This window comes from Corynebacterium hansenii (genome assembly GCF_030408795.1).
GTDB classification, from domain to species: Bacteria; Actinomycetota; Actinomycetes; order Mycobacteriales; family Mycobacteriaceae; genus Corynebacterium; species Corynebacterium hansenii.
Genome location: NZ_CP047211.1, coordinates 2,940,576 through 2,965,562, shown reverse-complemented (window position 1 = coordinate 2,965,562; position 24,987 = coordinate 2,940,576). Strand labels below are relative to the sequence as shown.

The window sequence follows — 24,987 nt, the reverse complement described above, 5'->3', positions numbered from 1 at the left end:
GGTCCGCGAATCCGGCGCTGGCGCTAGGCTTTGCTCGGCGTAAGAGACCCATAGGAGCAGATGGCGATGAGCAACCCCTACGACAACCCCTACGACAACCCCTTCGGCGGCCAGAGCGGCAACTCCTCCAATGGCCGGTCCCAGGGGCAGGGTCCCGCGTACGGGTACGGCCAGAACCAGGGTTACGGCCAGGATTACGGCGGGGACGACCCCTATGGCCGGTACGGCCAGGGGGCTCAGGGCGGCCCATACGGCGGGTACGGCCAGGATGCCGCGGCTTCCGGGCAGCAGCCCTACGGCGGTCAGCCCAACGACCAGCAGGCGTATGGCCAGCAGCCGTATGGGGTGCAGGACGCGGGAAGCCCGTCCTCCGATGCCCGGTTCGCCCAGCCCGGGTATGACCAGCAGGCGTATGCGCAGCCCGGGCAGGAGCCTTTTTACGCGCAGCCGGCCTACGGGCAGATGCAGGCCTATGGTTACCAACCGGCGCAGGCGTACGGGCCCGACGGCCTGCCCCGCCCCCTGAAGTCGAGGGTCGCCGCCGCGTTGTTCGCGCTCTTCTTCGGCATGTTGGGCGTGCACAATTTTTATCTCGGCTACACCAGCCGGGCCATGATCCAGCTGGTGCTGACGCTCGTCGGTGGTGTCCTGATGATCCTGCTCGTCGGGTTTCTCGTCATATTCGTGGTCGGCATTTGGGTGTTCGTCGAGTTCATCCTGATCCTCACCAGCTCCGGCGAGTACGAACGCGACGCGGACGGCTATCCGCTGGTCTAGGCGTCATGCCCCGCCAGGTTGCGAACGCCGGATACCGGGCGTATCGCGGCAGCTGGGGTGATCCAGCGCCGGGGGCGCCCGCGGCGGACTCCGGCTACCGGGGTGACGGCGCCCGGGGACTCGCGGTACCAGACGCAGTGCGCCCGCCGTCTACCCGGTCTGCGCCCCGCACTCCCACGTAAACCCACCCCGAATGCGCAGACCCACCCGCTGTAACGGGTGGGGTTGCCCATTCGGGGTGGGTTAGCTGCTGTGCCCCGGGAGGTTGCGGCGGCTGGGCGCGATTCGGGGTGGGTTAGCTGCTGTGCACCGGAAGGAGGCGGCCCGAGAAGAGATCTGACGTCGCGAGTGCGGGTGCCCGCGAATCCTGGGCCGCTCGGGGTGGCGCGTGGGCGTCGTCAAGCGAAATGGAAAAGGGGCCGGCCCGCCGCAAGTCTCATGCGGCGGGCCGACCCCGTCTTTCCGCGCCCGTCGGCGGGGTACATCCGCGCGAAGGCTAGTGCACGCCCTCGAAACGGGCGACGATCCACTTCTTGCCCAGGATCAGCGCGGCGCCGATGACGATCGACAGCACGCCGAGGACGATGAAGAAGTTCGACTCCGCGGAGGCGTCCTCCGGGTGGTAGTAGCTGGCCAGGGTGCCCGCGAGCGAGGTGCCCATGGCCACGGCCATCATCCAGACGGCGTACATGCGGGTCGGGTAGGACTCCGGCGCCAGCTTCGTGGCCAGCGAGTTGCCCACCGGCGACAGCAGAAGCTCGCCCATGGTGAACAGGAACAGGATCCACACGATCACGATAAGCGGCGTCGAATTCGCGGCGCCGCCGACGAACGGCAGGAAGAAGAACAGCGAAATGCCGATGATGATGTTGGCGACGCCGAACTTCACCGGGTAGGTCCACTGGCGGCGGCCCAGCTTCGTCCACAGGGCGGCGAAAATGCCCGAGAAAATGATGATGAAGATCGGGTTGATCGACTGCACCCACGCCGGGGACATCTCGAAACCGCCGATCATGCGGTTCAGGCGCTGGTCCGCGTAAATCGCGATGACCGTGAACTGCTGCTGGAAAATGCCGAAGAACAGCACGCCGGCGACGAACATCGGGATGAACGCCAGCAGGCGGTGCTTTTCGACGGCCGTGGTCCGGTCGGACAGGTACATCTGCAGCCACAGGACCACCGCAGCGATGCCCGCGAACACGGTGACGATGGTCGCCAGTGAGGCGACCGGCACGATGCCGGTGGCCACCAGGGCGACGGCGACGACCAGGACGGCGATCGCGCCGACGAAGGCGAAGAGGTACTTCGACTTCGGCAGCGGGTTCGGCACGTCGTGGCCGGCGGCGCCGATGGTGGTCTTCCGCATGAGGATGTACTGGATCAGGCCGATCGCCATGCCCACGGCGGCGAGGCCGAAGCCCCAGTGGAAGCCCTTGAGGACCCAGATCCAACCGGTGAGCAGCGGGCCGAACAGGGCACCGATGTTGACGCCCATGTAGAAGATGGAGAAGCCGGCGTCGCGGCGGGTGTCCTCGCGGGAGTACAGCTGGCCGAGCACCACCGACGCGGTGGTCTTCAGGCCGCCGGAGCCGAGGGCGACGCAGATCAGGCCGATGGCCAGGCCGATGACGCCCGGGATGAGCGCCAGCGAAATGTGGCCGATCATGATGAGGATGGCGGAGGCGAACAGCGTCCGCTCGGAGCCGATGAGGCGGTCGGCGATCCACGCGCCGACCAGCGCGGCCATGTAGACCAGGCCACCGTAGGCGCCGACGATCGACGTGGCCACCGCCTTGTCCATGCCCAAGCCGCCGTCGGTGACGGCGTAGTACATGTAGTACAGCAGGATGCCCTGCATGCCGTAGAAGCTGAAGCGCTCCCACATCTCCACGCCGAACAGGTTGGCCAGGCCCCAGGGCTGGCCGAGGAACGTTCGCTCCTTGTGGGAGCCGGTGCCCGAACCGCCGTCGATGGTGGCCGCCGGTGCGGTGCGGTTTCCGGCGGCATGGTCGCGCGCGGCGGTCGGCTGGTCGGCCTCCGCGCGCCGATCGTGACCGGGGGTCGTGTTGTCCCCGGTCGAGTCAGATGAATGTGCCATGTCCCCGATTATTCGCCTTCATGGGCCGAATGAAAAACCGGAAATGTGATTCGGAGTTGGCTCGGCCGCGAATTGTGGCGGGAATCATGGTCGCATCGGGCCTGGTCCGCGCCAGATCGGTTCGGGATCGGATCGTGCCCCCGAACCGGGTCGGTTCGGCGCGGGATCGGCTCCCGACCCGGCGCTCAGGCGGGGGTGCGGTCCTTGAGCACGATCTTCGCCACCAGGCGCAGGCCGAGCAGGAGCAGGCCGCTCATGACGGTGGCGACGATGATGAACGACCAGTGCGGCACGGCCCCGTGGCGCAGGCCCCAGATGGCCAGGCCGGTGGCGGCGGTGGCCAGCCAGACGATGACGCCGCCGGGCGCGATGGGCAGCGGGTGCTTCTTCGCTGCGGCGCAGATGCCGTGGCCGATGGCGCCGCCGACGAGGAAGGGCCACAGGGTGTCCAGCACGTTGGTCAGCGTGAACGGGTCGGCTTCGGTGTTGTGCGCCAGGCGGGCGAGCACGGCGAAGGCGAAGATCGCGAAGAAATCCATGGCGATCGTGCGGGTGACGGACACTGTTGCTCCTGTGGTTCGGTATTCCGGTTTCGAGTGTTTCGGTTCTTGTTTGCGGTTGCTTGCGCCCGCAGGGCCTATCCGGGCGGGCGCCCGCCCCCATCATCGTCGCCCGCGCCGTTTTCCGCTTCGATGTCCTTGCGGCGGTCGCCGCCGTAGCCGACCAGGTACACGACCCAGCCGACGGCGGCGGGCAGGATGAACGACACGAGGCGGTAGATCAGCACCGTCGCCACGGCATCGGTGCCGACCATGCCGGAGGCGATGAGGGTGCCGGTGAGCACGGCCTCCACGGGGCCGACGCCGCCGGGGGTCGCCTGGATGAACCCGGCGACCTTGCTGAGCACGAACGCCATCACGATGGTGTTCACCGTCACGTCCTCCACGCCGACCGCGCGCATGGCCGCGTAGAGGCAGGCGACGTCGCCGATCCAGTTGATCAGCGACCACGCGAACACGATGACCATGCGCAGCGGGCTGAGCCGCACGCTGGTCAGCTGCCGGATGGTGGTCTGCAGCTTGGCGGCGCCGCTTTCCGGCGGCTTGCGGCGCAGCGCGTTGACGGCCTTGAGGATCTGCTTTGCGACGGTCTCGATCACCGCCGTGTTCCGGGAAAACCACCACAGCAGCGCCGTCATCGCGAGCACGGCGGCGCCCGCGGCGATGAGCCGCCCGGGTGCGGTGCCGCCGATGAAGAACAGGGCGACCAGCGCCAGCGCCACGAGCCCCAGGAAACTCAGCGCCCCGGACAGCAGGATGAACCAGCTGATCACCACGGGCGACGCGCCCCACTTAAGCTGCCTGCGCACCTGCAGGGCGGTGGAGAACGCCACGCCGCCGGGCACCGACACCGACCACGCGTTGGCGGCGAGCACCAGTGAGTTGGTGGCGCGGGCGGTCACCGGCACATGGGCCGAGCGCAGCAGCAGGCGCATCACCTCGGCCATGGCGAACAGGGACAGTGCGACCATCGCGGCCGATGCGAGCACCCAGCCGAAGTCGGCGCGGAGGAACGTCCGCCAGCCGTCGACGACGCTGCCCCAGTTGCGCACCGTGAACCACAGCGCGACGCCGAGGATCACCAGGGTCAGCGCCCACCGGATCCACGAAGCCGAGGCGGCGGACGCCACCTTGCGGGCGGCGCCGCGCATGCGGGTCATCGGTTATCGACCGGCCCCGGGTCGGATTCGCCGGAGGCGGCGCCACCGCGGCCGGCGTCGCGGTGGGCGCCATGTCCGGCGCCCCCGTGGCCGGCGTCGCCCGAAGAGCCGCCGGGGCCCAGGGCCTCGCGCCTCTCCCACTCCAGGCGCAGCATGATGTCGCGCACCGTCAGGCGGCCCTCCGGCACGTGGATCGGCTCCTCGCCGGCCGCGGCGGCAGCGGCGGCGTCGAAGTCGGCGTCGCCCGCGTAGCCCGCGACGAAATCGTCGTGCGGGTCCAGGCCGCCGAAGCCGGCCGCGGGATCTTCCTCGACGAGCTCGCCCTCGTAGATGGGTTCGCCGGACTCCGTGTGCGCCGGCAGCGGCGGGGCCTTCGGCTGCTCGGCGGTGCGGTGGGCGTCGTCAAGCGGGGCATCGGCGTAGGACACGCCCCGCGCCGCGCTCGCCGCGCCGACCGCCGTCGCCGACCCGGCCGGAGCCTCCGCCACGCCCGACGGGGCGGCCGGGGCGCCCGCCATCTCGGGCACGCGGCCCACCGGCGACGGCACCGCCGACCCGTGGCCCAGGCGCTCCGACATGCGCTTGACCCACTGCGGCGCCCACCAGCAATCGTCGCCCAGCAGCTTCATCACCGCCGGGACCAGCAGCATGCGGATGATCGTCGCGTCGAGGAACAGGGCGGCGATCATGCCGAAGGCGATGTACTTCATCATCACGATGTCCGAGAACCCGAACGCGCCGGCCACGACGATCATGATCAGCGCCGCGGCCGTGATGATGCCGCCCGTGTTCGCCGTGCCGAACTGGATGGCGTGCGGCGTGGCTGCGCCGGCCTCGCGGTCCTCCACCATCCTGGACACCAGGAACACCTCGTAGTCCGTGGACAGGCCGTAGATGATCGCGATGATCAGCACCAGCACCGGGCTCATCAGCGGCCCCGGCGTGAAGCCGAACAGGCCCGCGCCCACGCCGTCGACGAACATCGCCGTGAGCACGCCCAGCGTCGCGCCGAGGCCCAGGGCCGTCATGATGATCGCCTTCGCCGGCAGGATGATCGACCCGAACACCAGCGCCATCAGGATGAACGTGGCCACCACCATGTAGAGGATCATCCACGGCAGCTTGTCGAACAGCGCCTCGATGGACTCCACCTCCATCGTCGGAGTGCCGCCGATGTAGACCTTCGCGCCCTGCGGGACGGCGATGTCGCGCAGCTGCTCGACGACGCGCGCGTTGTCCTTGCGGTCGGCGATGCCCGCCGACAGCACGGTGACGCCGTCCTTCGTCGGCCGGGCGATCTTGAAGCGGTCCGTCAGGCCCTCGACCTGGTTCGCCTTCTGGTAGATCTCGCCGACCGCGCGCGGGTTGCCGCCGTCCTCGATGACCAGCTTCACCGGGTCTGTGCGCATGGTCGGGAAGTTGGCGTCGAAGCGCTCCTGCGCCACGCGGGTCTCGTTCGCCGGCGGCAGGTAGGTCTCGTTGATGCCGCCGAACTTGATGCCGATCAGCGGCAGCGTCAGGGCCAGCAGGCCGAAGCACACCGCCACGGTGACCAGCTTCGAATGCTTCATCGCCCAGGCCGGGATGCGGCCCCACAGCGAGTTCATCGACTGCTCGCGGGTGCGGCCCGCGCGGCGGATGCTCCACTTGTCGATGTTCTTGCCCAGCAGCGCGAACAGCGCCGGCAGCACGGACAGCGACAGCAGCGCCGCCAGCGCCACAGCCGAAATGGCGCCGTAGGCGACCGATTTCAGGAAGGCCTGGGGGAACAGCAGCAGGCCCGACAGTGCGACCGCGACCATCGCCGCGGAGAACACCACGGTCTTGCCGGCCGTCGCCGTCGTATTCGCCACCGCCTGGGGGACGGGCACGCCCTCGGCCATCTCCTCGCGGAACCGGGAAACCATGAACAGGCCGTAGTCGATGGCCAGGCCCAGGCCCAGCAGCGTCACCACCGACTGGGCGAAGGCGTTGACCTGCGTCACCGACGCCAGCATCGACAGGATGCCCAGCGACCCCGCGATGGACAGGATGCCCACGATCAGCGGCATCGACGCCGCCACCACGCCGCCGAAGACGAGGAGCAGCAGAATCGCCACGATGGGCAGGCCGATCAGCTCCGCGCGCCCGATGTCGTCGGCCATGCCCGAATCCAGGGCACCGGCGACGGGGGTCGCGCCGGCGACCTCCATGTCCACGCCCGCCACCGGGATCTTGTCCTCGATGGCGCGGTAGTTCTTCAGGACGTCGTTGCCGGTGCCCTTCAGGCCGATCGCGACGAACGCGGTCTTCTTGTCCGGCGTCGCCAGCACCGCCTGATTGTTGGAGAAGTAGCTGGTGACGTGGTCGACGTACTGGGAATTCTCGGCCTGCAGGCGGGCGAAGTGCTCGTTGACCCTCTGCTTCAGGCCCGGATCATCGACGGTGGCCCCGTCGGGTGCATCGACGAGGACGATCACGTCGCCGGAGTTGTCCCGCCCGAACGTCTTCTCCTCCAGGACGGCCGCGGCGGTCGAATCCGACCCCGGGTCATCCCAGCCCTCCTGGTCGAGCCGGTCGCCCAGCTTCGTGCCCGAGAAGATGAACAGTGCGAGCAGGCCGACGACGAGAACCAGCGGCGTGATGACGCGATGCCGGTACGCGAAGGCTCCCCATCGATAGAACATGTGCGGGTCAGCGCTCCTTGAGAAGGGACATGAGCGAACGGAACGGTTGCAGCCACGCACCCTCGTCCGGCAGGTTCTCCAGGTCAACGCGCGGCAGCGGTTCGCGGAACACGCCGGGGATGTCCTCCAGGTCGATGAACTCGATGATGTCCGAGTTCACCGCCCACGCGGCGTGCTCGCGGAAGCCGATGACGGTGGTCGGGATCCGCGCGTGCTCGAGTTCCTCGAGCATCTCCTGGAAATTCTGCCCGTCGGCCGAGGCGACGACCACGCCTTCGAGGATGCCCTCCTCGCGGCGGCGCCGGATGTGGTCGAGCATGTCCGGGTCGACGTCGGAGTCCTCGCCGATCTTCGGCTTGGCGAACACCGCGAAACCGACGTTGCGCAGCGCCTCCACCCACGGGCGGACTATCTCGGCGCTGCCCGGCGCGATGTTGGTGAAGACGGTGGCCTCGGGCTCGATGTGCGTGCCGATGTCATCGGCCAGGTCCATCGTCCGCTCGACCAGCCACCGGCCGATGGCGTCGAAGCGCGGGCGGTGCGCGGCGGTCGGCCGGGACCCGAGGATCGCGCCCAGCCCCATGTCGATGTTCGGGGCGTCCCAGACCAGCAGCAGCGTCGGCGTGGTCTCGGGGGAATCGGCGTAATGGTGGGTGCCGCTCATCGGGCGTCCTCTCGGGTTGCGGCGGTCCCCTCGGGGCCGCGCTTGCGCCACACGTATTCGTGGATGTCGTGGTCGAGGTTCAGGCCGCGGTTCTCGAACTTCGTCGTCGGCCGGTCGAGCAGCATGGGCGACTCGGGCCACGGCCACGGCATCGGCTCGAGGGACGGCTCGACGTCGCGCAGCTCGTCGATCCACTCGGCGTATCCGGCGTGGTCGGTGGCGGCGTGGAAGACGCCGCCGGGCTTGAGGCGCGAGGCGATCAGCCGCAGCGTGCCGCTCTGCAGGATGCGGCGCTTGTGGTGGCGGGCCTTGGGCCACGGGTCGGGGAAGAACAGGCGCACGCCGTCGAGGGACTCGGGGGCGATCATGCGCTGCAGGACCTCGACGCCGTCGCCGCGGACCATGCGGATGTTGTCGACGCCCTCGCGGGTCATGGCGGACAGCAGCTTCGCCAGGCCCGGCTTGTACAGCTCGACGGCGATGATGTTGCGGTCTGCCTCGTGCGGCGCCATGGCGACGGTCGACGTGCCGGTGCCGCAGCCGATTTCCACGATCGTCGGGCCGGTCCGGCCGAACCATTCGGCGACGTCGATCACGTCGTCGGAAAGCACCTTGCCCACCCGGTCCCAATGCTCGTCCCAAATGGCCGCCTGGCCGGGGGTGAGGGTGCCGCGGCGGAAGCTGACGCCGCCGATGCGCGGGTACTCGAGGCCGTCGTCGAATTCGGTTTGCATGGGGCGGCCGTAGGGGAGGGCGCCCTTGCCGAAGTCGGGGACGCGGCCGGAGTCCGGCGCGTCGGCGGTCGTGTCCGCGCCTGCGGAGCCGGGCGCCGTCGATTCGGCATCGTTCGAGCCCGGTGCGGCGGATGCGGGATCCGCGTCTTCCCGGGGCTCGAAGTTCGTATCAGGGGTATCAGAGTTAGTCATCGCCCCCATTGTTCACGACCGGCGGAGGAGGTCAATAATCCCGCGCACGTGATTTCGCCCGCGCACGGGTCGCCCCGGGCCGCGGATCTGTTGCCCGGGTCCGGCGGCCGTGATCTACTGGGCGCGTTCGCGGCAGGGGGATAAGGCCACGTCGAACGGGTGACATCCGGCAAATTCGGGTCATTCGGGGAAATTTGGGGATATTCGGGAGCTTTCGGGGAATGCCCGGAGGCTATCGGGGGAAATGGGGGATCATGCGCGATTCGGGCGCGGCGGGTGCCGTGGTTGCCGTGAGCACCGCGGGTGCCGCGGTGACACTCGCCGCATCGGGGCGGGAGGGCCGTCTGTGGGCGGCGGTCGTCGATTGGCTGGCGGGGGCGGGCGTCGGCGAGGCCGCGGCGGTGGACATGGCGGAGTTGCTCGATTCCGTCTCGGGGCAGCCGATCATCGCGGTGCGCGGCCCGGCGGGAATCGGGGCCGGTGCGGTGGCGGAGGCGCTGCGCGGGCACCCGGTCGCCCGCGGGCATTGGGCCGTCGTCGCCGACGAGGGCCCCGCGCCGCGCATCGACGCCGATGCCGTCATCACCCTCGCCCACGATCCGGGGGCGGTCGCGCGTCCCGGCGAGGTGGTCGCCGATCCCCGGGCGCTCCGGGGGCGGGGTTTCCCGCTTGACGACGCCGCCGGAGACCCCGGACCGGCCATCGACCCGATTTCTGCCGTTGCGCCGGATTCCCGGGTCGACGCCCTGATCGGAGAGGTGGAGAAGCTGACGGCGCCCGAAGTCCTCGCCGACGTGCGGGCGGGCCGACTCGAGAGGGGCGTCGCGGCCATCGCGGCGGCCCATCCCATCGTCCGCGATGAACTGGAGGACCTGCTGTGGCCGTGACCATGGGCGACGGGCCGCCGTTGGAGGTGACCAAGGTCGATGGGCCACCGCTGGAGGTGACCACGGGCGGCGGGACGCCGTTGGAGGTGACCCGAACCGGGCCCGCCGCCGACTGAGCGGACGTGAGGGTGCTGGAAGACGAGGGCATCCGGTTCGCCGATGGGCGGATGCCGGTGGTGCTCATCCTCGTGGACGGCCGGTTGCCGCCGACCCGCGGAGACGTCGACCTCGTGGAAGCCGTGTCCGGGGCGACCGGGCGGTGCGCGGTGGGGCTCGACGTGGACCGCGCGCGGGAGCACGGCGGCGGGAACCATTTCGCCGCATGGCGGGACGCCGTCCACGTCGACGTGTCGGTCGGGCTCCTCGACCCCGCCATGGCCAGAACCCTGAAACTCCTCGCGGACGGACCAGCCCGGCCGATCACCCCGACTCCCGGCCAACGCAGGCGCGGATTGTTGGGGGCGCAGCTGTCGGCGGATCGCGCCGGGCGGGCACGGGCCGTCGAAAAGCAATGGCGGGAGCGGAAGGCGGCCCTGCCGCATGCCATCGCCGACGCGCTGGAGGAGGCGACGCGGGGTGCGGCGCCGGCCGGTGCGCGCGAGCTCGATGCCGCGGTGGCGAAGGCGGGGGAGAGCGTCGCCGAAGCGCTGGGACTGCCCGGGCCCCCGGCCGCGCCCGAGGCGCGGGAACGGCCGAAGCCGGGTTTCTTCACCGACGCCGGGGTGGGGCTGCTGACGCTCGGCGCGGCGGTCGGCGCGGGCGGGGTCCTCGGCGGGCCGCTGCAATGGGCGGGGCTGCCGAGCTGGGCGTCGGCGACCGTGACGGGGCTGGCGGGATTCGGGCTGGCGGCATCGCTGGCGATCGGAGGGCGGCGCCGGCGGATCGCCCGCGAGCGGGCCGGGTGGATGGCCGCGCACCTGGCGAAGGTCCGCCGCACCTGGGACCGGGACATCGCGACGACGCTGCGCGCCGAAACGCCGGTGCCGGCGGACGGATGGCGCGCCCGGCACCTCGCGGCGGCGCTGAGGGCGGAAACCGGGTGAGGGGATGCGGGGGATGTGGGGGCGTGATGGATGTGGGGGACGTGAAGGGAACGCGGGGAACGGCGGGAAGTGACGGGACGGTGTGTGAGATGAGATGCGTGAGATGAGATGCGCGAGATGAGATGCGCGAGATGAGCGGGACCGGAATGGCGGACGAACGGAACGGCGCGAAGCAGAGACCGAATATCGCGAAGCAGAGACCGAATATGCAGAGGCCGAATATGAGGTCGAGTAGGAGAAGGAAATGATGGACGGAATCTTCGGGGGCCCCGGAAGCCACGGCGCCGACGGAACCGGCGGGATCGACGGCACCGGCACCGGCATCGGCGGCGGCGCCGGGCCCGCGGCGGCGTGCGGTCTCGGCGACCTCGCCGCGATCGACCCATTAGAAGCGGGCATGGCGGGTGCCGCTGGCGCGGAGGGGATGGCGGGCACCATCGGGGTGGATGGCACGGTGGGCACCGTGGCGGGTGCCGGAGGCGTTGCGGGGGCGACCGGCGACGGGATGATCCTGCGCATCGGCGGCGAGTACTTCGACATCGGGCCGGTCTCCGCGGACGCCGACGGGGACGGCGTCGCCGATTCCGTCACGCTCGCCGACGACCGGGGCCTGAGCATCTACTCGGACATCGACGGAGATGGCACAGTCGATCACGTCACCACGGTCCTGTTCGATGGGACGTACGAGACGTGGACCGCGGCCTCGGGAACGGGGGCGGAAAGTTCCGGGGGCACCCCCTCGGGGGTGGGCGCCGATCCCGTCGCAAAGCCGGGCGGCCCTGCGACCTGGGGCGTTCATGAATGGGAACGGGGCGAAAGGGGCCGCTGGGCGTGATCTTCCCCAAAAGGATCGCTGTGGGGTTCGTCTCACGTTCGTCGGCGGCAAGTTTAGATGAGCGACGGTAGCCTGATAACGAGACGCGAAATCCATAGTCAGGAGAACAGATGTCCGCACCTTCCATCCCGGGTCTGCAGGGGCAGGCCCCGACCGAGAACGCCGAGCTGCTCAGGTGGATCGCCGAGGTCGCAGAGCTCACCACCCCGGACAAGGTCGTCTTCGCCGACGGCTCCCAGGAGGAGTGGGACCGCCTTTCCCAGGACCTGGTCGACAAGGGCACGTTCATCAAGCTCAACGAGGAGAAGCGCCCCAACTCCTTCCTGGCGCGCTCCAACCCGGCCGACGTCGCCCGCGTCGAGTCCCGCACCTTCATCTGCTCCGAAAAGGAGGAGGACGCCGGCCCGACCAACAACTGGGCGGACCCGGCCAAGATGAAGGAGGAGATGCTCGAGCATTACCGCGGCTCCATGAAGGGCCGCACCATGTTCGTCGTCCCCTTCTGCATGGGCCCGATCGATGACCCGTCGCCGAAGCTCGGCGTCCAGCTCACCGACTCGGAGTACGTCGTGCTGTCGATGCGCATCATGACCCGCATGGGCCAGGACGCGCTGGACAAGATCGGCAAGGACGGCGACTTCGTCCACGCCCTGCACTCCGTGGGCGCGCCGCTGGCCGAGGGCGAGGAAGACTCCACCTGGCCGTGCAACGACACCAAGTACATCACGCACTTCCCCGAGACCAAGGAAATCTGGTCCTACGGCTCCGGCTACGGCGGCAACGCCATCCTGGCCAAGAAGTGCTACGCCCTCCGCATCGCCTCGGTCATGGCCAAGGAAGAGGGCTGGATGGCCGAGCACATGCTCATCCTGAAGCTCACCGACCCGTCGGACAAGGTCTACTACGTCGCCGCCGCGTTCCCGTCGGCCTGCGGCAAGACCAACCTGGCCATGCTGACCCCGACCATCGAGGGCTGGAAGGCCGAGGTCGTCGGCGACGACATCGCCTGGCTGAAGTTCGGCGAGGACGGCCGCCTGTACGCCGTCAACCCGGAGAACGGCTTCTTCGGCGTCGCCCCCGGCACCAACTACGACTCCAACCCGAACGCGATGAAGACCCTGGAGAAGGGCAACTCCATCTTCACCAACGTCGCGCTCACCGATGACGGCGACGTCTGGTGGGAGGGCCTGGAAGGCAAGCCGGAGCACCTCATCGACTGGAAGGGCAACGACTGGACCCCCGACTCCGATGAGCTGTCCTCGCACCCGAACTCCCGCTACTGCACCCCGATCGCGCAGTGCCCGGTCGCGGCTCCGGAGTTCAACGACTGGAAGGGCGTCCCGCTCGACGCCATCCTGTTCGGCGGCCGCCGCCCCGACACCGTGCCGCTGGTGACCGAGGCCCTGTCCTGGAACCACGCCACCTTCATCGGCGCGACCCTGGCTTCCGGCCAGACCGCCGCCTCCGCCGAGGCGAAGGTCGGCTCGCTGCGCCACGACCCGATGGCCATGCTGCCGTTCATCGGCTACAACGTCGGCGACTACCTGCAGCACTGGGTCGACATGGGCAAGAAGGGCGGCGACAACATGCCGTCCGTCTTCCTGGTCAACTGGTTCCGCCGCGGCGACGACGGCCGCTTCCTGTGGCCGGGCTTCGGCGACAACTCGCGCGTCCTGAAGTGGATCATCGACCGCATCGAGGGCCGCGTCGAGGCCAAGGAAACCGTCGTGGGCAAGACCGCCCGCGCCGAGGACCTGGACCTCACCGGCCTGGACACCCCGATCGAGGACGTCAAGGAAGCCCTGAAGGCCCCGGCCGAGAAGTGGCAGGGCGACATCGCGGACAACGAGGAATGGCTGAAGTCCCTCGGCGACCGCATGCCGCAGGAGATGTGGGACGAGCTCGAGGCCCTGAAGGCCCGCATCAAGGAGCGCGAGACCAAGAAGTGATTCGCCTTCGGTGAGCCGGGCCCGCCCGGTTCGCAATACGCGTCCAGGATCGCCCCTTCCGACGCCGGCATCGCGCCGGCGGAGGGAGGGGCGTGTTCTGTTGCCGGGGGTGCCGCGCGAGGCCGGGGGTACCGCATGCCGCCGGCCCGGTACGGGTGGGGGTAATGGGTGTGGCCGGATACCCGGTCGGGTACATTTGGCACGATTCATCGACGCGTGACGAAAAAGACATGCTCGGGGGCTATTTACGCAGCTGGGGTTCGGATAAAGTCACTGGCAGCGAAAGCCCGGCGGGCCCCGAGCGCCGGATCGCACGCGCCGCCCGAATCCGCGCCGCGCCCGCTTTCGTGACCAGAGAGGTTGTGCCCGACATGCAGCTCACGGTGTTCTCCGACCTGAGCCTCCGGATCATCATGCGCATGGCGGCGGGCGAACCCGGGCGGAAATTCACCGCGGGGGCGGTGGCCGACGAGCTCAATGCGTCGCGGGCCCACGTGGCGAAGGTCGTGACCAAACTCGTCGAAATGGAGCTGGTCACCGCCGTCAAGGGGCGCTATGGCGGCATCTACCTCGCCGACGGTGCCCTGGATCGCTCCGTGGGGCATATCCTCCGCGAACTGGAGGGCGGCGAGGTCGTCGACTGCGTCGGCACGAACTGCCCGCTGCTGCCCGGCTGCCGGCTGCGCGGCGCGCTCGCGGGCGCCCAGGAGGCGTTCTTCGCGCACCTCGACCCCATCACCATCCGCGATCTCGTGCCGGACCGCGGCGCGGGAACGCCGCTCCAGCTGCTCGGCGTGGGCAAGCCCGAATAGCGCTCCCGGGGGAATTCTCCACTCTCCTCGGTGGCGGCGGGGGTGGCCGTCGCAAAGCAAGGGCCAGCTGTTTTTTGACCGTCCCACCTGGCCCGTTACCCCCGCTCCGGTTAATGCGCAAAGCAGATGCGCATTAGGTGCTAGCGTTGTCGGCGACCCCCACCCCGACATCCCACAGGGAGCACCCATGGCCACCATCGACGTCAAAAAAACCGGCCTCACCGACGAGCAGGCGGAGATCATCCGCCAGACGCTGCCCGTCGTCGGCGCGAACATCGGCGATATCACCCCGAACTTCTACCGCCGCATGTTCACCGCCCATCCGGAGCTGCTCGCCGACACCTTCAATCGCGGCAATCAGAAGCAGGGCGCGCAGCAGAAGGCGCTCGCCGCCTCCGTGGCCACGTTCGCCGCCACGCTCGTCGACCCCGATGCCCCCGCCCCCGAAGAGCTGCTGGCGCGCATCGGCCACAAGCACATCTCCGTCGGCATCGTCGAGGAGCAGTACCCCATCGTCCACCGCCACCTGTTCGACGCCATCGAGGAGGTCCTGACCCCCGAGGTGTTCCAGGGCGCCGTCCGCGATGCGTGGGATGCGGTGTACCTGGAAATGCAGCGCGTTCTGGTGGACTTCGAAAAGCAGCTTTACGACGAGTCCGGCGTCGCCCCCGGAGACGTGTTCCGCGCGGCGGAGGTCGTCTCGCGGGAGGATCTGAGCGACGACGTCGTCGTGTTCGGCGTGCGCGGCAAGGGGACGGAGCTGCCCGGATTTGAGCCGGGGCAGTACATTTCCGTGCGGCAGACGATGGCGGATGGCGCGCGCCAGCTGCGCCAGTACTCGCTGGTCGGCGTGCCGGGCGAGGGCGTGCTGAAGTTCGCCGTCCGCCGCGTGCCCGCCGATGAACTCGCGAACCTGCCCGCCGGCGAGGTGTCCAACAAGCTGTGCGACGACGTGCGTGTCGGCGATGAGATCGAGACTTCCCTGCCCGCGGGGGATCTGGTGCTCGACGTGGACTCGGATGAGCCGGTGGTGCTGGTGTCCGCCGGCATCGGCGCGACGCCGATGGTCGGCATGCTCAACTTCCTCGCCGCCAACGGGTCGGAGCGCCGGGTGCTGTCCTGCCATGCCGACCGGTCGGAGGCGGCCGACGCGCTCGGCGCGGAGCGTGGGGCCGCGGTCGAGGCTCTGGTCAACGGTTCCGAGAAGCGCTGGTACGAGCCGGAATTCATGGACCTGTCCGACAATGGCGGCGTCGAGCTGCCGGAGGGCGCGCAGTTCTACATCTGCGGCGGAAACGGCTTCCTGCAGCACGTCCGAGGCCAGCTCGCCGAGCGCGGCGTCGACCGTGCCCGCATCCACTTCGAGCTGTTCAGCCCCAACGACTGGCTGCTGGATGCGTGACGTGTAGGGCTCCGGCCTGAGGTGCCTTTGCGGCGCCCGTTCGTCCCGAGCGGTTGTTCGGGGCGGGCGGGCGTCGCTTGTCATTTGACCTGGGGGACCGTGATTGTCGTGTCCGGGTGGCGAAGGGCTGTTCGGACGCTTATCGTGGGCGTTGGAACAAACGTTCACGTGATGCGGGGATCATGGAGTTCGGGAGGGGTCGTGTCCGAAAATGAAGGCGAGTGTGGCTCGGGCGTCGGAGTTGGCGCTCGTGCCGGGATCGATTCTGGAGGTGAGGCCGGCGTCGCTCCCGTCGCTGGAGCAAGCGATGGGCCCGGTGCCGGAGCGGACGATGGTTCGGACAAGGGAGCCGACGTTGATTCCGGCAGCGTGGTGGGCACTGGGGCGGGAGCGGCGCTAAGCGAACGGCCCGACTGGGGCTTAATGGGGCCGCCCGGCACACCCGAGTCAAACGAGTCGACCGGGATCCGGGCGGAACGGCTCGTTCGTGAGCTGGGCGGCATCGTCTCGCAGCTGGTGGCGCTCGACCTTCGATCGGAAATCACCGACGCCGGGGATCCGGGATATGACCGGCTCGAAGGTGCGATGGCCAAGTTCTTCCTGTTCCTGCGCCAGTCCGACGCCGTCCTCGGGCTCTTCGCCGACGTCGCGCTCACCGTCGAGGCGCACCGGAGGCTGGGAGGGAGGGCCACCGCAAAGTCCTACCTCCGCCGAATCTTGGACTGCACCGACTCGCAGGCGGCGCACATCATCGAGTACCGCGACACGCTCCGGCCGCAGCCGGACCCTGACCCTCCCCCGGAGGCAAACGCCGAGGAAATAGCCGCGAGAGCCGAGCTTCAGGAAAAGCGCCGGGAAATCGCGGCGTCCCTGGAAGCGTCCGCGCGCAAGGGCAACTTCCCCATCGAACGCTCACGGCAGCTGAACAGGTTTCTCGGTGCCTTCGACGGGCAGGAGCACGGGATGGTCGAGAAGGTGGCCGACGCCATCGCCGACAAGGTCGATGAGACGAAGGCCGCGGGATTCCTCCCCATGATGTCGTCCGAAGCGGAACCTCATCTGCGCAAACGGAAGTCGAAGGAAAAGGCCGGCGCATCGAAGGCGTATCTGACCGTCCACGCTCCGGATGTCAACGGCATGTGCAGGATGACCGCGCTGTTGCCCGCGCCGACGGCCGCTCTGGTCAACGCGGCCATGCACGTCAACGCCGCGCCGGGGATGTTCATGGACTTGCCCGAGGGGACCTCCGACTTCCGGACGGTCGGCCAACGGCGGGTTCATGCACTCCACCACATCATGGTGAACATCCTCGCCGGGCCGGAATGGGCCGACGGTGGTGGTGATGGCGGCAATTGGGAAACCGGTGGCTTCGGGGACGATGGCGGCAATTGGGATGCCGGTGGCTTCGGGGACGATGGCGGCAATTGGGATGCCGGCGGCGTCGCAAAGCAGAAAAGCCATGCCGAATCCGGTGGCGGCTTCGATGGGGACCCGCCCGCGGGTGGACGGTCACCCGAACCGCAGCCATCGGGCGCATGGGCACCGGGAGAGTTGCCGCCGGACGCGCAGTCCCCGGAGCAATCGCGGCGACGCACGCACCCACCGAATGAGAAGTCGCCGGACACGCAGCCACCGGGTCAACCGCAGCGCCGGACGCACCCGCCGAATGAGAAGGCGCCGGATGGGCAGCCGTCGCGGGGAACCCGTGGGCCGGGTGGGCCGGAGCAGGGGCTGCTGCGGTGGGTGCGAACCGACTCGCCATGGTGGGATCCGGAGCAATGCCCGTTCGTCGCGGACCTGTTTTCGGGCAGCGCCAAACCGTTGGGGAAGAAGTTGCCGGGAGTGGGGGCCGTGGTCGTCGCGATACGCGCGTCGGAACTGGATGAGGAACTGAAGGCGAAGCGGTTGGATCGAAAGCGGTTCCCGACGAATACGGGCATTGACCTCACGCTGGAGGAGCTGCTGTCGCTCGGCGCCGACACGTACTCGTGGCTGGCGGAACTCGATGACCTCGCGGGCAGGCCCCTGCAACTGGGGCGGTCGCGGCGCACCGCGAGCCTGTGTCAGCGGATTGCCCTCCTCGCCTCGGAAACCGTGTGCACGTACCCGGGCTGCGAAAAGCCGGCGATCGATTGCGAAACGCACCACATCGACGACTGGGCAAATGGGGGAGGCACCGACATCGACAATCTGACTTACCGTTGCCCCGAGCATCACCGCGAGAACGACGACACCAAATCCGCTCCCGGCTGCGGGCACGCCACGCACCCGAGGGATACGGGGCGCGCGGGGCACCGGTTCCCCGGGAAAGCTCCGGAGTTCAACGATTCTCCCGCCGCCAGGAAATCGCCCGGATGGAGCGCAACGTGGTGGGCGAAGTACCAGAAGGAGCGGCGCGAAATGGAGGAAGCGCGCGGGACCCTGTGGCGATGAGCCTCGGCGGGGTGACGAGGTGCACTCGAAAAGGGGGTGTCCGAACGGACAACCGCGGCGCGATGTGATGATAATGAACCGATCACAATTCGCCCATGGCGCAGATGGTGCAACCGGACGTGGTCGACGCCCACGAACCCGGCGGCGAACTCGCCGCAGCAGGTACCAACCGCGCCCGTGGTGCCCACCGCCACCGCGGTGCAGACGGCATCAACGGCGCCGCCGGCGCAGGCGATCCACACGACGAGGGGCACGATTCACATGACCGATCAGAATTCCACCGAAGATGGCCGTTTCGACGCCGGCATTCGCGTCCGCCGCGAGGTGATGGGCGACGACTTCGTCGACGCCGCACTCGAGCGCAACGCCGGCACCGACGGCGAGGGTCTCCAGCGGCACATCACGGAGACGGTCTGGGGTTCCGTGTGGACCCGCGATGGCTTGGCGAATCGCGACCGCAGCCTGCTCAACATCGGGATGCTCGTGGCCCTGCGCGCCACCGGCGAGCTGCGCGGTCACGTCCGCGGTGGTCTGCGCAACGGCCTGTCCCGCGAGGAAATCACGGAGGCCGTCATCCACACCGCCGGTTACTGCGGTGCCCCCGCGGCACTGTCCGCGATGAAGGTCGTCCAGGAGGTTCTGGTGGAGGAACTCGGCCCGCTGCAGGGCGAGTAAGGCGCGCTTGGCGCGAGCCGGTCGGCGTCAGACGCCGAAAACGGGCGGCAACGGATGGGGGATCCGTTGCCGCCCGAGCGTTTTACTGGGCCGGCTCAGCTGGACCGCCGGACCCGACTTGCTGAAGCCGGTCTAACGGATCCGACCTGCCGGCCCGACCTTCCAGAGCCGACTTGCCGGTCCCGACAAACCTGAGCCGACTTGCCGGGCCCGACATTCCTGAGCCGACCTGCCGAACCCGATTCTGCCGAGCGCGACCCAACGCGTTTGACCCAAACTGCCCGGCTACTTGGCCGCAGCCTCCGGCGGGTCGAGCGGGTCGCCGTGGCCGGCCCGGTAGTAGGGCAGGTCCAGCGGCTCGAGCGGGGTCTTTCCGGCGATGAGGTCGGCGGCCTTCTCGGCGATCATCATGGTCGGGGCGTAGATGTTGCCGTTGGTGATGCCGGGCAGCACGGACGCGTCGACCACGTAGAGGCCTTCGGTGCCGTGGACGCCCATGGTGTCGGGGTTCACGACGGCCATTTCGTCGGACTCGGGGCCCATGACGCAGGTGCAGGACGGGTGCAGTGCGGTCTCGGCGTCGCGGCGGACCCAGTCGAGGATCTGTTCGTCGGTTTCGACGTCGGCGCCGGGGGAGGTTTCGACGTCCCAGTATTCGCGCATGGCGGGGGTGTCCAGCAGCTTGCGGGACGTCCGGATGGCCTCGACCCATTCGCGGCGGTCCTGGTCGGTGGAGAGGTAGTTGAACAGGATCTCGGGCTTCTTCATCGGGTCCGAGGACGTGATGCGCACGTGGCCGCGGGCGTCGGAGTACATGGGGCCGACGTGGAACTGGAAGCCGTGGTCGCCTTCGGGCTTCGTGCCGTCGTAGCGCATGGCCAGCGGCAGGAAGTGGAACATGAGGTTGGGGTAGGCCTCGTTTTCGTTGGAGCGGGCGAAGCCGCCGCCTTCGAAGTGCGAGGTGGCCACGGGGCCCTTCTTGGTCAGGATCCACTGCAGGCCGATGAACGGCCAGCGCCACTTCTCCAGGTACGGCTGGGAGCTGACGGGCTTGGTGCAGTTGTACTGGACGTAGACCTCGAGGTGGTCCTGCAGGTTTTCGCCGACGCCGGGCAGGTGCTTGACGACGTTGATGCCCACCTTGTTCAGCAGGTCCTTGTCGCCCACGCCGGACAGCTGGAGGAGCTGGGGCGAGTTGAATGCGCCGCCGGCCAGGATGACCTTGTCGGCGCGGACCTGGTGCAGTCGGCCGCCCTTGCGGTATTCGACGCCGACGGCCTTGGTGCCTTCGAAGAGGATGCGGGTGGTGTGGGCGCGGGTGCGCAGTTCGACGTTCGGGCGCTTGAGCGCGGGGTGGAGGTAGGCGCGCGACGCCGACAGGCGCTTGCCGCCGTCGATGTTGGCGTCGAAGGGGCCGAAGCCTTCCTGGCGGTAGCCGTTGACGTCGGGGGTGTAGTGGTAGCCGGCCTGCTCGATGGACTTGAAGAAGGCCTTGAACAGCGGGGAGTCCGCCGGTCCGCGCTTCATGCGCAGCGGGCCGTCGTGGCCGCGGCGGGGGTCATCCGGGTCGGAGCCGAGGGCGTTTTCCATGCGCTTGAAGTAGGGCAGGACGTTGCTCCAGCCCCACTCTTCGAGGCCTTCGCGGGCGCCCCACTTTTCGTAGTCCATGGGGTTGCCGCGCTGGTAGATCTGCCCGTTGATGGACGAGGAGCCGCCGACGACCTTGCCGCGGGCGTGGTAGATGCGGCGCCCGTTCATCTCCGGTTCGGGTTCGGATTCGTAGGCCCAGTCGTAGAAGCGGTTGCCGATGGGGAACGAGAACGCCGACGGCATGTGGATGTACAGGTCCCACAGCGAGTCCATGCGGCCGGCCTCGAGGACGAGGACGGAGGTGGTGAAGTCGTCCGAGAGGCGGTTGGCCAGGACGGAACCGGCGGAGCCGGCGCCGACGATGACGATGTCCTTGTGCTCGACGGGTCCGTCGGCGGAGTTCTTCCGGCGGCGGGAGAAGGGGAATGCGGGCATGTTTCCTCCGGATGTCGTGGGGTAGCGGGGGTGCGCTGTCACGCAGCGGGTTCCCCCAAAGGATGACATGACCTCGGCGGCCCGTGCCAACTTGCCCAGTAGTGTCAAGTTGCCGCGCCGCGTCATCGTCGCTGGTCAGCGTGATGATTATCACCGTATATGCGGCTGGTCACATGGGTCGATTTGATTAACGGCCTACACTTGAACGGTCATGAGTCAAACGAGGGATATTTCTTATGAATGAACGTCCATCACCGGCCCGTGAGCCGTCGGCAAGCTCAATCGCCCCCGAGCGGCACAGCCCCTACGGTCCCGCATCGCAAGCCGGGCCGCCGGAATCGCCGCCGGTGAACCTGCCGGTGTTCCTGGTTTCCGGTGCCGGCATCATCGCGATCGCGTTGTGGGCGATTTTCGCGCGCGAGAACGCCGCGAACACCCTGGCCGCGATCGTCTCCGCCGTGTCGGAGAATCTCGGCTGGTTCTACGTGGTCACCGCCACCGTCGCGGTGCTGTTCATGATCTGGATCGCCGTGTCGAAGGCGGGCCACGTCAAGCTCGGCCCGGACCACGCGAAACCGCAGTACAACCTGTTTTCGTGGGCGTCGATGCTCTTCGCCGCCGGCATCGGCGTCGACCTGCTGTTCTTCTCGGTCGCGGAGCCGGTCGCCCAGTTCTACGGCCCGCCGGCCGGCGACCCGGAGACCATCGAGGCCGCCCGCCAGGCCGTCGTGTTCACCCTGTTCCACTACGGCATCACGGGGTGGGCGCTGTATGCGCTGATGGGCATGGCGTTCGGCTACTTCGCCTACCGCCTGAACATGCCGCTGACCATCAGGTCCGCGCTGTACCCGATCATCGGCAAGCGCATCCACGGGGCGGCGGGCGATGCCGTCGAGATCGCCGCGATGCTCGGCACCGTCTTCGGCGTGGCCACGTCGCTGGGCATCGGCGTCGTGCAGCTGAACTACGGGCTGAAGGTCCTGTTCGACCTGCCCGAGAACATCCCGATGCAGATCGCGCTGATCGTCGTCGCCGTGTTCGTGGCCACGATTTCGGCGGTGTCGGGCGTGGACAAGGGCATCCGCCGCCTGTCGGAGTTCAACGTCGGCCTGGCCATCGGCCTGATGCTGTACATCCTGGTCACCGGCCGCACCGCGTTCCTGTTCGATGCGCTGGTCATGAACATCGGCGAGTACGTGTCCAAGTTCCCGTCCATGACCATGGACACCTACGCGTTCTCCGACGCGCAGGAGTGGATGAACTCGTGGACCCTGTTCTTCTGGGCCTGGTGGGTCGCGTGGGCGCCGTTCGTCGGCCTGTTCCTGGCGCGCATTTCGCGCGGCCGCAGCCTGCGGCAGTTCATCGTGGGCACGCTGACCATCCCGTTCGTTTTCGTGCTGCTGTGGGTGTCCGTGTTCGGCAACTCCGCCCTCGATCTGGTCCTCGGCGGGGACGACGAGTTCGGGCAGATGGCCGTCGACATGCCGGAGCGCGCGTTCTACCTGCTGCTCGAGCAGTACCCGGCCGGCATGGTGGTCGCGGGCGTCGCGTCGCTGATCGGCCTGTTGCTGTACATCACCTCGGCGGACTCCGCCGCGCTGGTGATGAGCAACTTCACCTCGAAGATCACCGACACCCGCCAGGACGGGGCGGCGTGGTCGCGCATCTTCTGGGCTGTGGTGGTCGGTGTCCTGACCATCGCCATGCTCTTCGTCGGCGGCATCCCGACGCTGCAGTCGGCGACGATCGTCATGGGCCTGCCGTTCGCGGTGGTCATCTACCTGATCATGTACGGCCTGTTCAAGTCCCTGCGCCTGGAGATGTTGCAGAAGGACTCCGCGACGCGGACCATCCGAGGCGCCATCTCCGGCCGGGCCGACGGCGCGGGCGGCAACTGGCGCCAGCGCCTGACGCGCGCCATGACGTTCCCCGGCAAGCGCCAGACCCGCCGCCACGTCGACGAGGTCGTCGCCCCGGCGCTGACGGAGGTCGCGCAGGCCATCCGCGAGCGCGGCGCCGACGTCACCCTCACCCGCAGCGTCGTCGAGGACATCGGCATCGACCAGCTGGATCTGCTCGTCCGCTTCGGCGACGAGCGTGATTTCCGCTACCAGGTCTATCCCACGGAGCACCCGACGCCGTCGTTCGCCGGCCGCATTCACCTGGACCGGGACGCCGACGTGACGTACCACCGCCTCGAGGTGTTCACGCTGACCGGGTCGCTGGGTTACGACGTTTACGGGTACACAGGGACGCAGATCATCGAAGACGTCCTGGATCTGTACGAGCGGCATCTGGAGTTCCTGCACATGCAGGCCGATCTTCCCGGCAACTCGGACATGTCCGACTCCGCCGACCCCGTCCGCGAGTGGACCGACGACTACGTCACCGACACGACCAACGCCAACGCGAAGGAGAACCGATGAGCGACGCAAACACCGAAACCGACGCGGACACGGCCGACACCGGCACCACCCCCGCCGACACCGGCACCACCCCCGCCACCGCCAATCCCACGGGCGCCGCCGCCCCCGCAACGCTGTACATCGACGGCACCTGGGGCCCCGCGGCGTCGGGCGAGACCCGCACCATCACGTGCCCGGCGGACGGCAACCGCGTGGCCGACGTGTCGGAGGCCGCGGCCGCCGACACCGAGCGCGCGATCGCGGCCGCCCGCGCGGCTTTCGACGCCGATGGCGAGGATTCCTGGTCGGCGTGGACGGCCTTCGATCGCGGGGAGCTGTTGCTGAAGGTCGCGGATGGCATCCAGAAGCGCCGCGACGAGTTCGCGCGCGCCGAGTCCCTGGACACGGGCAAGCGCCTGCCGGAGTCCGAGGCGGACATGGACGACATCATCGCCTGCTTCAAGTATTTCGGGAAGCTCGCCGGGTTGGATGCGGGCCGCGTCGTCGATGCCGGCGATCCGACGGTTGCGTCGCGCGTGGTGCGTGAGCCGGTGGGCGTCTGCGGCCTGATCACGCCGTGGAATTACCCGTTGCTGCAGGTCGCGTGGAAGGTCGCGCCGTGCCTGGGTGCGGGCAACACGTTCGTGCTCAAGCCGGCGGAGCTGACGCCGCACACGTCGATCCTCCTGCTGGAGCTTCTCGACGAACTCGGCCTGCCCAAGGGCGTCGCCAACCTGGTGACCGGCGCGGGCGCCGAGGCGGGTGCCCCGCTGTCGTCGGATCCGCGTGTGGACATGGTGTCCTTCACGGGTGGTCTGGTCACGGGCCGGGTGATCGCGGCGGAGGCGTCGAAGACGGTGAAGAAGATCGCGCTGGAGCTCGGCGGCAAGAACCCGAACGTCATTTTCGCGGACGCCGATTACGAGGCCGCGTTGGACAATGCCCTCAACGGCGCGTTCGTCCATTCCGGGCAGGTTTGTTCGGCGGGTGCGCGCATCATCGTGGAGGAGTCGATCGCGGAGAAGTTCGTCGACGATCTCACAGAGCGCGCGCGGCACATCGCCTTGGGCGGCCCGTTCGATGAGAAAGCGGAGACCGGCGCCCTCATTTCGGAGCAGCATCGCGAGAAGGTCGCCGCGTACGTCGACCGCGCCCGCGAGCAGGGCGCGCGAGTGCGTTGCGGTGGGGCGGTTGCGACGGGTCCGTCGGCGGACGGGTCGGCGAAGCTTGACGACGGCTGGTTCTACGAGCCCACCGTCATCGACCGTTGCACCCGGGAGATGGATTGCGTGCACGATGAGGCTTTCGGGCCGGTCGTCACGGTGGAGACGTTCTCCACGGAAGCCGAGGCCATCGAGATCGCCAACGACACGATCTACGGCCTGGCGGGCGCGGTGTGGACCACGGATGCGTCGCGTGCGGAGCGCGTGGCCCGGAAGCTGCGCCACGGCACGATCTGGATCAATGATTTCCACCCGTACCTGCCGCAGGCGGAGTGGGGTGGCATGGGCCAGTCCGGTTTCGGCCGGGAGCTGGGCGAGACGGGCTTCGAGGAGTACACGGAGCAGAAGCACATCTACCAGAACACCGCGCCGGCGGTGACGGGCTGGTTCGAGGACCGCCGCTAGGCGGTCACGCACGGTTCTGGGCGCCGCACCCGGCCCCGGAGG

At 68.7% G+C, this 24,987-nt stretch carries 18 protein-coding genes; 11 read left to right on the top strand and 7 right to left on the bottom strand.

The window, feature by feature from the left end; all coding sequences use genetic code 11:
- Positions 1-66 precede the first annotated feature (66 nt).
- Positions 67-777 (top strand): TM2 domain-containing protein, encoded by a 711-nt coding sequence (locus tag CHAN_RS13150; RefSeq protein WP_290290447.1) that lies wholly within the window; start codon positions 67-69, stop codon positions 775-777.
- Between the two features lie 496 nt (positions 778-1,273).
- Here CHAN_RS13150 and CHAN_RS13145 read toward each other — a convergent pair whose 3' ends face one another.
- From CHAN_RS13145 to trmB, 6 genes are all read right to left on the bottom strand, one after another.
- Positions 1,274-2,875: a peptide MFS transporter gene (locus CHAN_RS13145; protein ID WP_290290445.1), complete on the bottom strand. Its 1,602-nt coding sequence runs from the start codon at positions 2,873-2,875 to the stop codon at positions 1,274-1,276.
- 185 nt (positions 2,876-3,060) lie between these two features.
- Complete coding sequence (locus CHAN_RS13140; protein WP_290293537.1) at positions 3,061-3,414, bottom strand: DUF3054 domain-containing protein; 354 nt, start codon at positions 3,412-3,414, stop codon at positions 3,061-3,063.
- Between the two features lie 98 nt (positions 3,415-3,512).
- The gene (locus CHAN_RS13135; protein ID WP_290290442.1) at positions 3,513-4,595 is read right to left on the bottom strand and encodes a lysylphosphatidylglycerol synthase transmembrane domain-containing protein; all 1,083 of its coding nucleotides are present in this window, start codon (positions 4,593-4,595) and stop codon (positions 3,513-3,515) included.
- The gene (locus CHAN_RS13130) at positions 4,592-7,261 is read right to left on the bottom strand and encodes an MMPL family transporter (RefSeq protein ID WP_065421420.1); all 2,670 of its coding nucleotides are present in this window, start codon (positions 7,259-7,261) and stop codon (positions 4,592-4,594) included. Before CHAN_RS13130 ends, CHAN_RS13135 begins: the two co-directional genes overlap by 4 nt.
- A 7-nt stretch (positions 7,262-7,268) precedes the next feature.
- On the bottom strand, positions 7,269-7,925 hold the full coding sequence (locus CHAN_RS13125; RefSeq protein WP_290290438.1) for an NYN domain-containing protein: 657 nt from the start codon (positions 7,923-7,925) through the stop codon (positions 7,269-7,271).
- Positions 7,922-8,659 carry a tRNA (guanosine(46)-N7)-methyltransferase TrmB gene (trmB, locus tag CHAN_RS13120; protein WP_290293535.1) on the bottom strand — a complete coding sequence of 246 codons (738 nt, stop codon included), beginning with the start codon at positions 8,657-8,659 and terminating at the stop codon, positions 7,922-7,924. Before trmB ends, CHAN_RS13125 begins: the two co-directional genes overlap by 4 nt.
- Positions 8,660-9,105: 446 nt before the next feature.
- On the opposite strand from trmB, the gene CHAN_RS13115 reads away from it, so the two are divergent.
- The 8 genes from CHAN_RS13115 (at position 9,106) to CHAN_RS13080 (ending at position 18,887) form a co-directional block, all read left to right on the top strand.
- Positions 9,106-9,738, top strand: coding sequence for a hypothetical protein (locus tag CHAN_RS13115; RefSeq protein WP_290290436.1), 633 nt, complete (start codon positions 9,106-9,108; stop codon positions 9,736-9,738).
- Positions 9,739-9,860: 122 nt separating this feature from the next.
- Positions 9,861-10,781, top strand: a complete 921-nt coding sequence (locus CHAN_RS13110; protein WP_290290434.1) for a hypothetical protein — start codon at positions 9,861-9,863, stop codon at positions 10,779-10,781.
- A 244-nt stretch (positions 10,782-11,025) separates the two neighbouring features.
- Positions 11,026-11,616, top strand: coding sequence for a DUF6802 family protein (locus CHAN_RS13105; protein WP_290290433.1), 591 nt, complete (start codon positions 11,026-11,028; stop codon positions 11,614-11,616).
- A 110-nt stretch (positions 11,617-11,726) separates the two neighbouring features.
- The gene (locus CHAN_RS13100) at positions 11,727-13,565 is read left to right on the top strand and encodes a phosphoenolpyruvate carboxykinase (GTP) (protein ID WP_290290430.1); all 1,839 of its coding nucleotides are present in this window, start codon (positions 11,727-11,729) and stop codon (positions 13,563-13,565) included.
- A gap of 371 nt (positions 13,566-13,936) precedes the next feature.
- Complete coding sequence (locus CHAN_RS13095) at positions 13,937-14,377, top strand: RrF2 family transcriptional regulator (protein WP_048739892.1); 441 nt, start codon at positions 13,937-13,939, stop codon at positions 14,375-14,377.
- Positions 14,378-14,564: 187 nt separating this feature from the next.
- Complete coding sequence (locus CHAN_RS13090; RefSeq protein WP_290290427.1) at positions 14,565-15,779, top strand: globin domain-containing protein; 1,215 nt, start codon at positions 14,565-14,567, stop codon at positions 15,777-15,779.
- A 201-nt stretch (positions 15,780-15,980) separates the two neighbouring features.
- Complete coding sequence (locus CHAN_RS13085; protein WP_290290425.1) at positions 15,981-18,212, top strand: HNH endonuclease signature motif containing protein; 2,232 nt, start codon at positions 15,981-15,983, stop codon at positions 18,210-18,212.
- Positions 18,213-18,473: 261 nt separating this feature from the next.
- A complete protein-coding gene (locus tag CHAN_RS13080) occupies positions 18,474-18,887 on the top strand; it encodes a carboxymuconolactone decarboxylase family protein (RefSeq protein ID WP_290290423.1) in 414 nt (137 codons plus the stop codon).
- Positions 18,888-19,172: 285 nt separating this feature from the next.
- Here the strand turns inward: CHAN_RS13080 and betA are convergent, their stop codons facing one another.
- Positions 19,173-20,912, bottom strand: coding sequence for a choline dehydrogenase (gene betA, locus CHAN_RS13075; RefSeq protein WP_290290421.1), 1,740 nt, complete (start codon positions 20,910-20,912; stop codon positions 19,173-19,175).
- 236 nt (positions 20,913-21,148) lie between these two features.
- On the opposite strand from betA, the gene betT reads away from it, so the two are divergent.
- On the top strand, positions 21,149-23,338 hold the full coding sequence (betT, locus tag CHAN_RS13070; protein ID WP_377748499.1) for a choline BCCT transporter BetT: 2,190 nt from the start codon (positions 21,149-21,151) through the stop codon (positions 23,336-23,338).
- The gene (locus tag CHAN_RS13065) at positions 23,335-24,945 is read left to right on the top strand and encodes an aldehyde dehydrogenase family protein (RefSeq protein WP_290290418.1); all 1,611 of its coding nucleotides are present in this window, start codon (positions 23,335-23,337) and stop codon (positions 24,943-24,945) included. Before betT ends, CHAN_RS13065 begins: the two co-directional genes overlap by 4 nt.
- Positions 24,946-24,987 lie beyond the last annotated feature (42 nt).

Bases quoted from the DNA above. Each gene is read 5' to 3' on its own strand.
- CHAN_RS13090 (WP_290290427.1), top strand. From the start codon at position 14,565: ATGGCCACCATCGACGTCAAAAAAACCGGCCTCACCGACGAGCAGGCG.
- CHAN_RS13140 (WP_290293537.1), bottom strand. From the start codon at position 3,414: ATGGATTTCTTCGCGATCTTCGCCTTCGCCGTGCTCGCCCGCCTGGCG.
- betA (WP_290290421.1), bottom strand. From the start codon at position 20,912: ATGCCCGCATTCCCCTTCTCCCGCCGCCGGAAGAACTCCGCCGACGGA.
- CHAN_RS13130 (WP_065421420.1), bottom strand. From the start codon at position 7,261: ATGTTCTATCGATGGGGAGCCTTCGCGTACCGGCATCGCGTCATCACG.
- CHAN_RS13105 (WP_290290433.1), top strand. From the start codon at position 11,026: ATGATGGACGGAATCTTCGGGGGCCCCGGAAGCCACGGCGCCGACGGA.
- CHAN_RS13135 (WP_290290442.1), bottom strand. From the start codon at position 4,595: ATGACCCGCATGCGCGGCGCCGCCCGCAAGGTGGCGTCCGCCGCCTCG.
- CHAN_RS13145 (WP_290290445.1), bottom strand. From the start codon at position 2,875: ATGGCACATTCATCTGACTCGACCGGGGACAACACGACCCCCGGTCAC.
- CHAN_RS13065 (WP_290290418.1), top strand. From the start codon at position 23,335: ATGAGCGACGCAAACACCGAAACCGACGCGGACACGGCCGACACCGGC.
- CHAN_RS13125 (WP_290290438.1), bottom strand. From the start codon at position 7,925: ATGAGCGGCACCCACCATTACGCCGATTCCCCCGAGACCACGCCGACG.
- CHAN_RS13115 (WP_290290436.1), top strand. From the start codon at position 9,106: ATGCGCGATTCGGGCGCGGCGGGTGCCGTGGTTGCCGTGAGCACCGCG.
- CHAN_RS13150 (WP_290290447.1), top strand. From the start codon at position 67: ATGAGCAACCCCTACGACAACCCCTACGACAACCCCTTCGGCGGCCAG.
- CHAN_RS13100 (WP_290290430.1), top strand. From the start codon at position 11,727: ATGTCCGCACCTTCCATCCCGGGTCTGCAGGGGCAGGCCCCGACCGAG.
- trmB (WP_290293535.1), bottom strand. From the start codon at position 8,659: ATGCAAACCGAATTCGACGACGGCCTCGAGTACCCGCGCATCGGCGGC.
- CHAN_RS13095 (WP_048739892.1), top strand. From the start codon at position 13,937: ATGCAGCTCACGGTGTTCTCCGACCTGAGCCTCCGGATCATCATGCGC.
- betT (WP_377748499.1), top strand. From the start codon at position 21,149: ATGAATGAACGTCCATCACCGGCCCGTGAGCCGTCGGCAAGCTCAATC.
- CHAN_RS13080 (WP_290290423.1), top strand. From the start codon at position 18,474: ATGACCGATCAGAATTCCACCGAAGATGGCCGTTTCGACGCCGGCATT.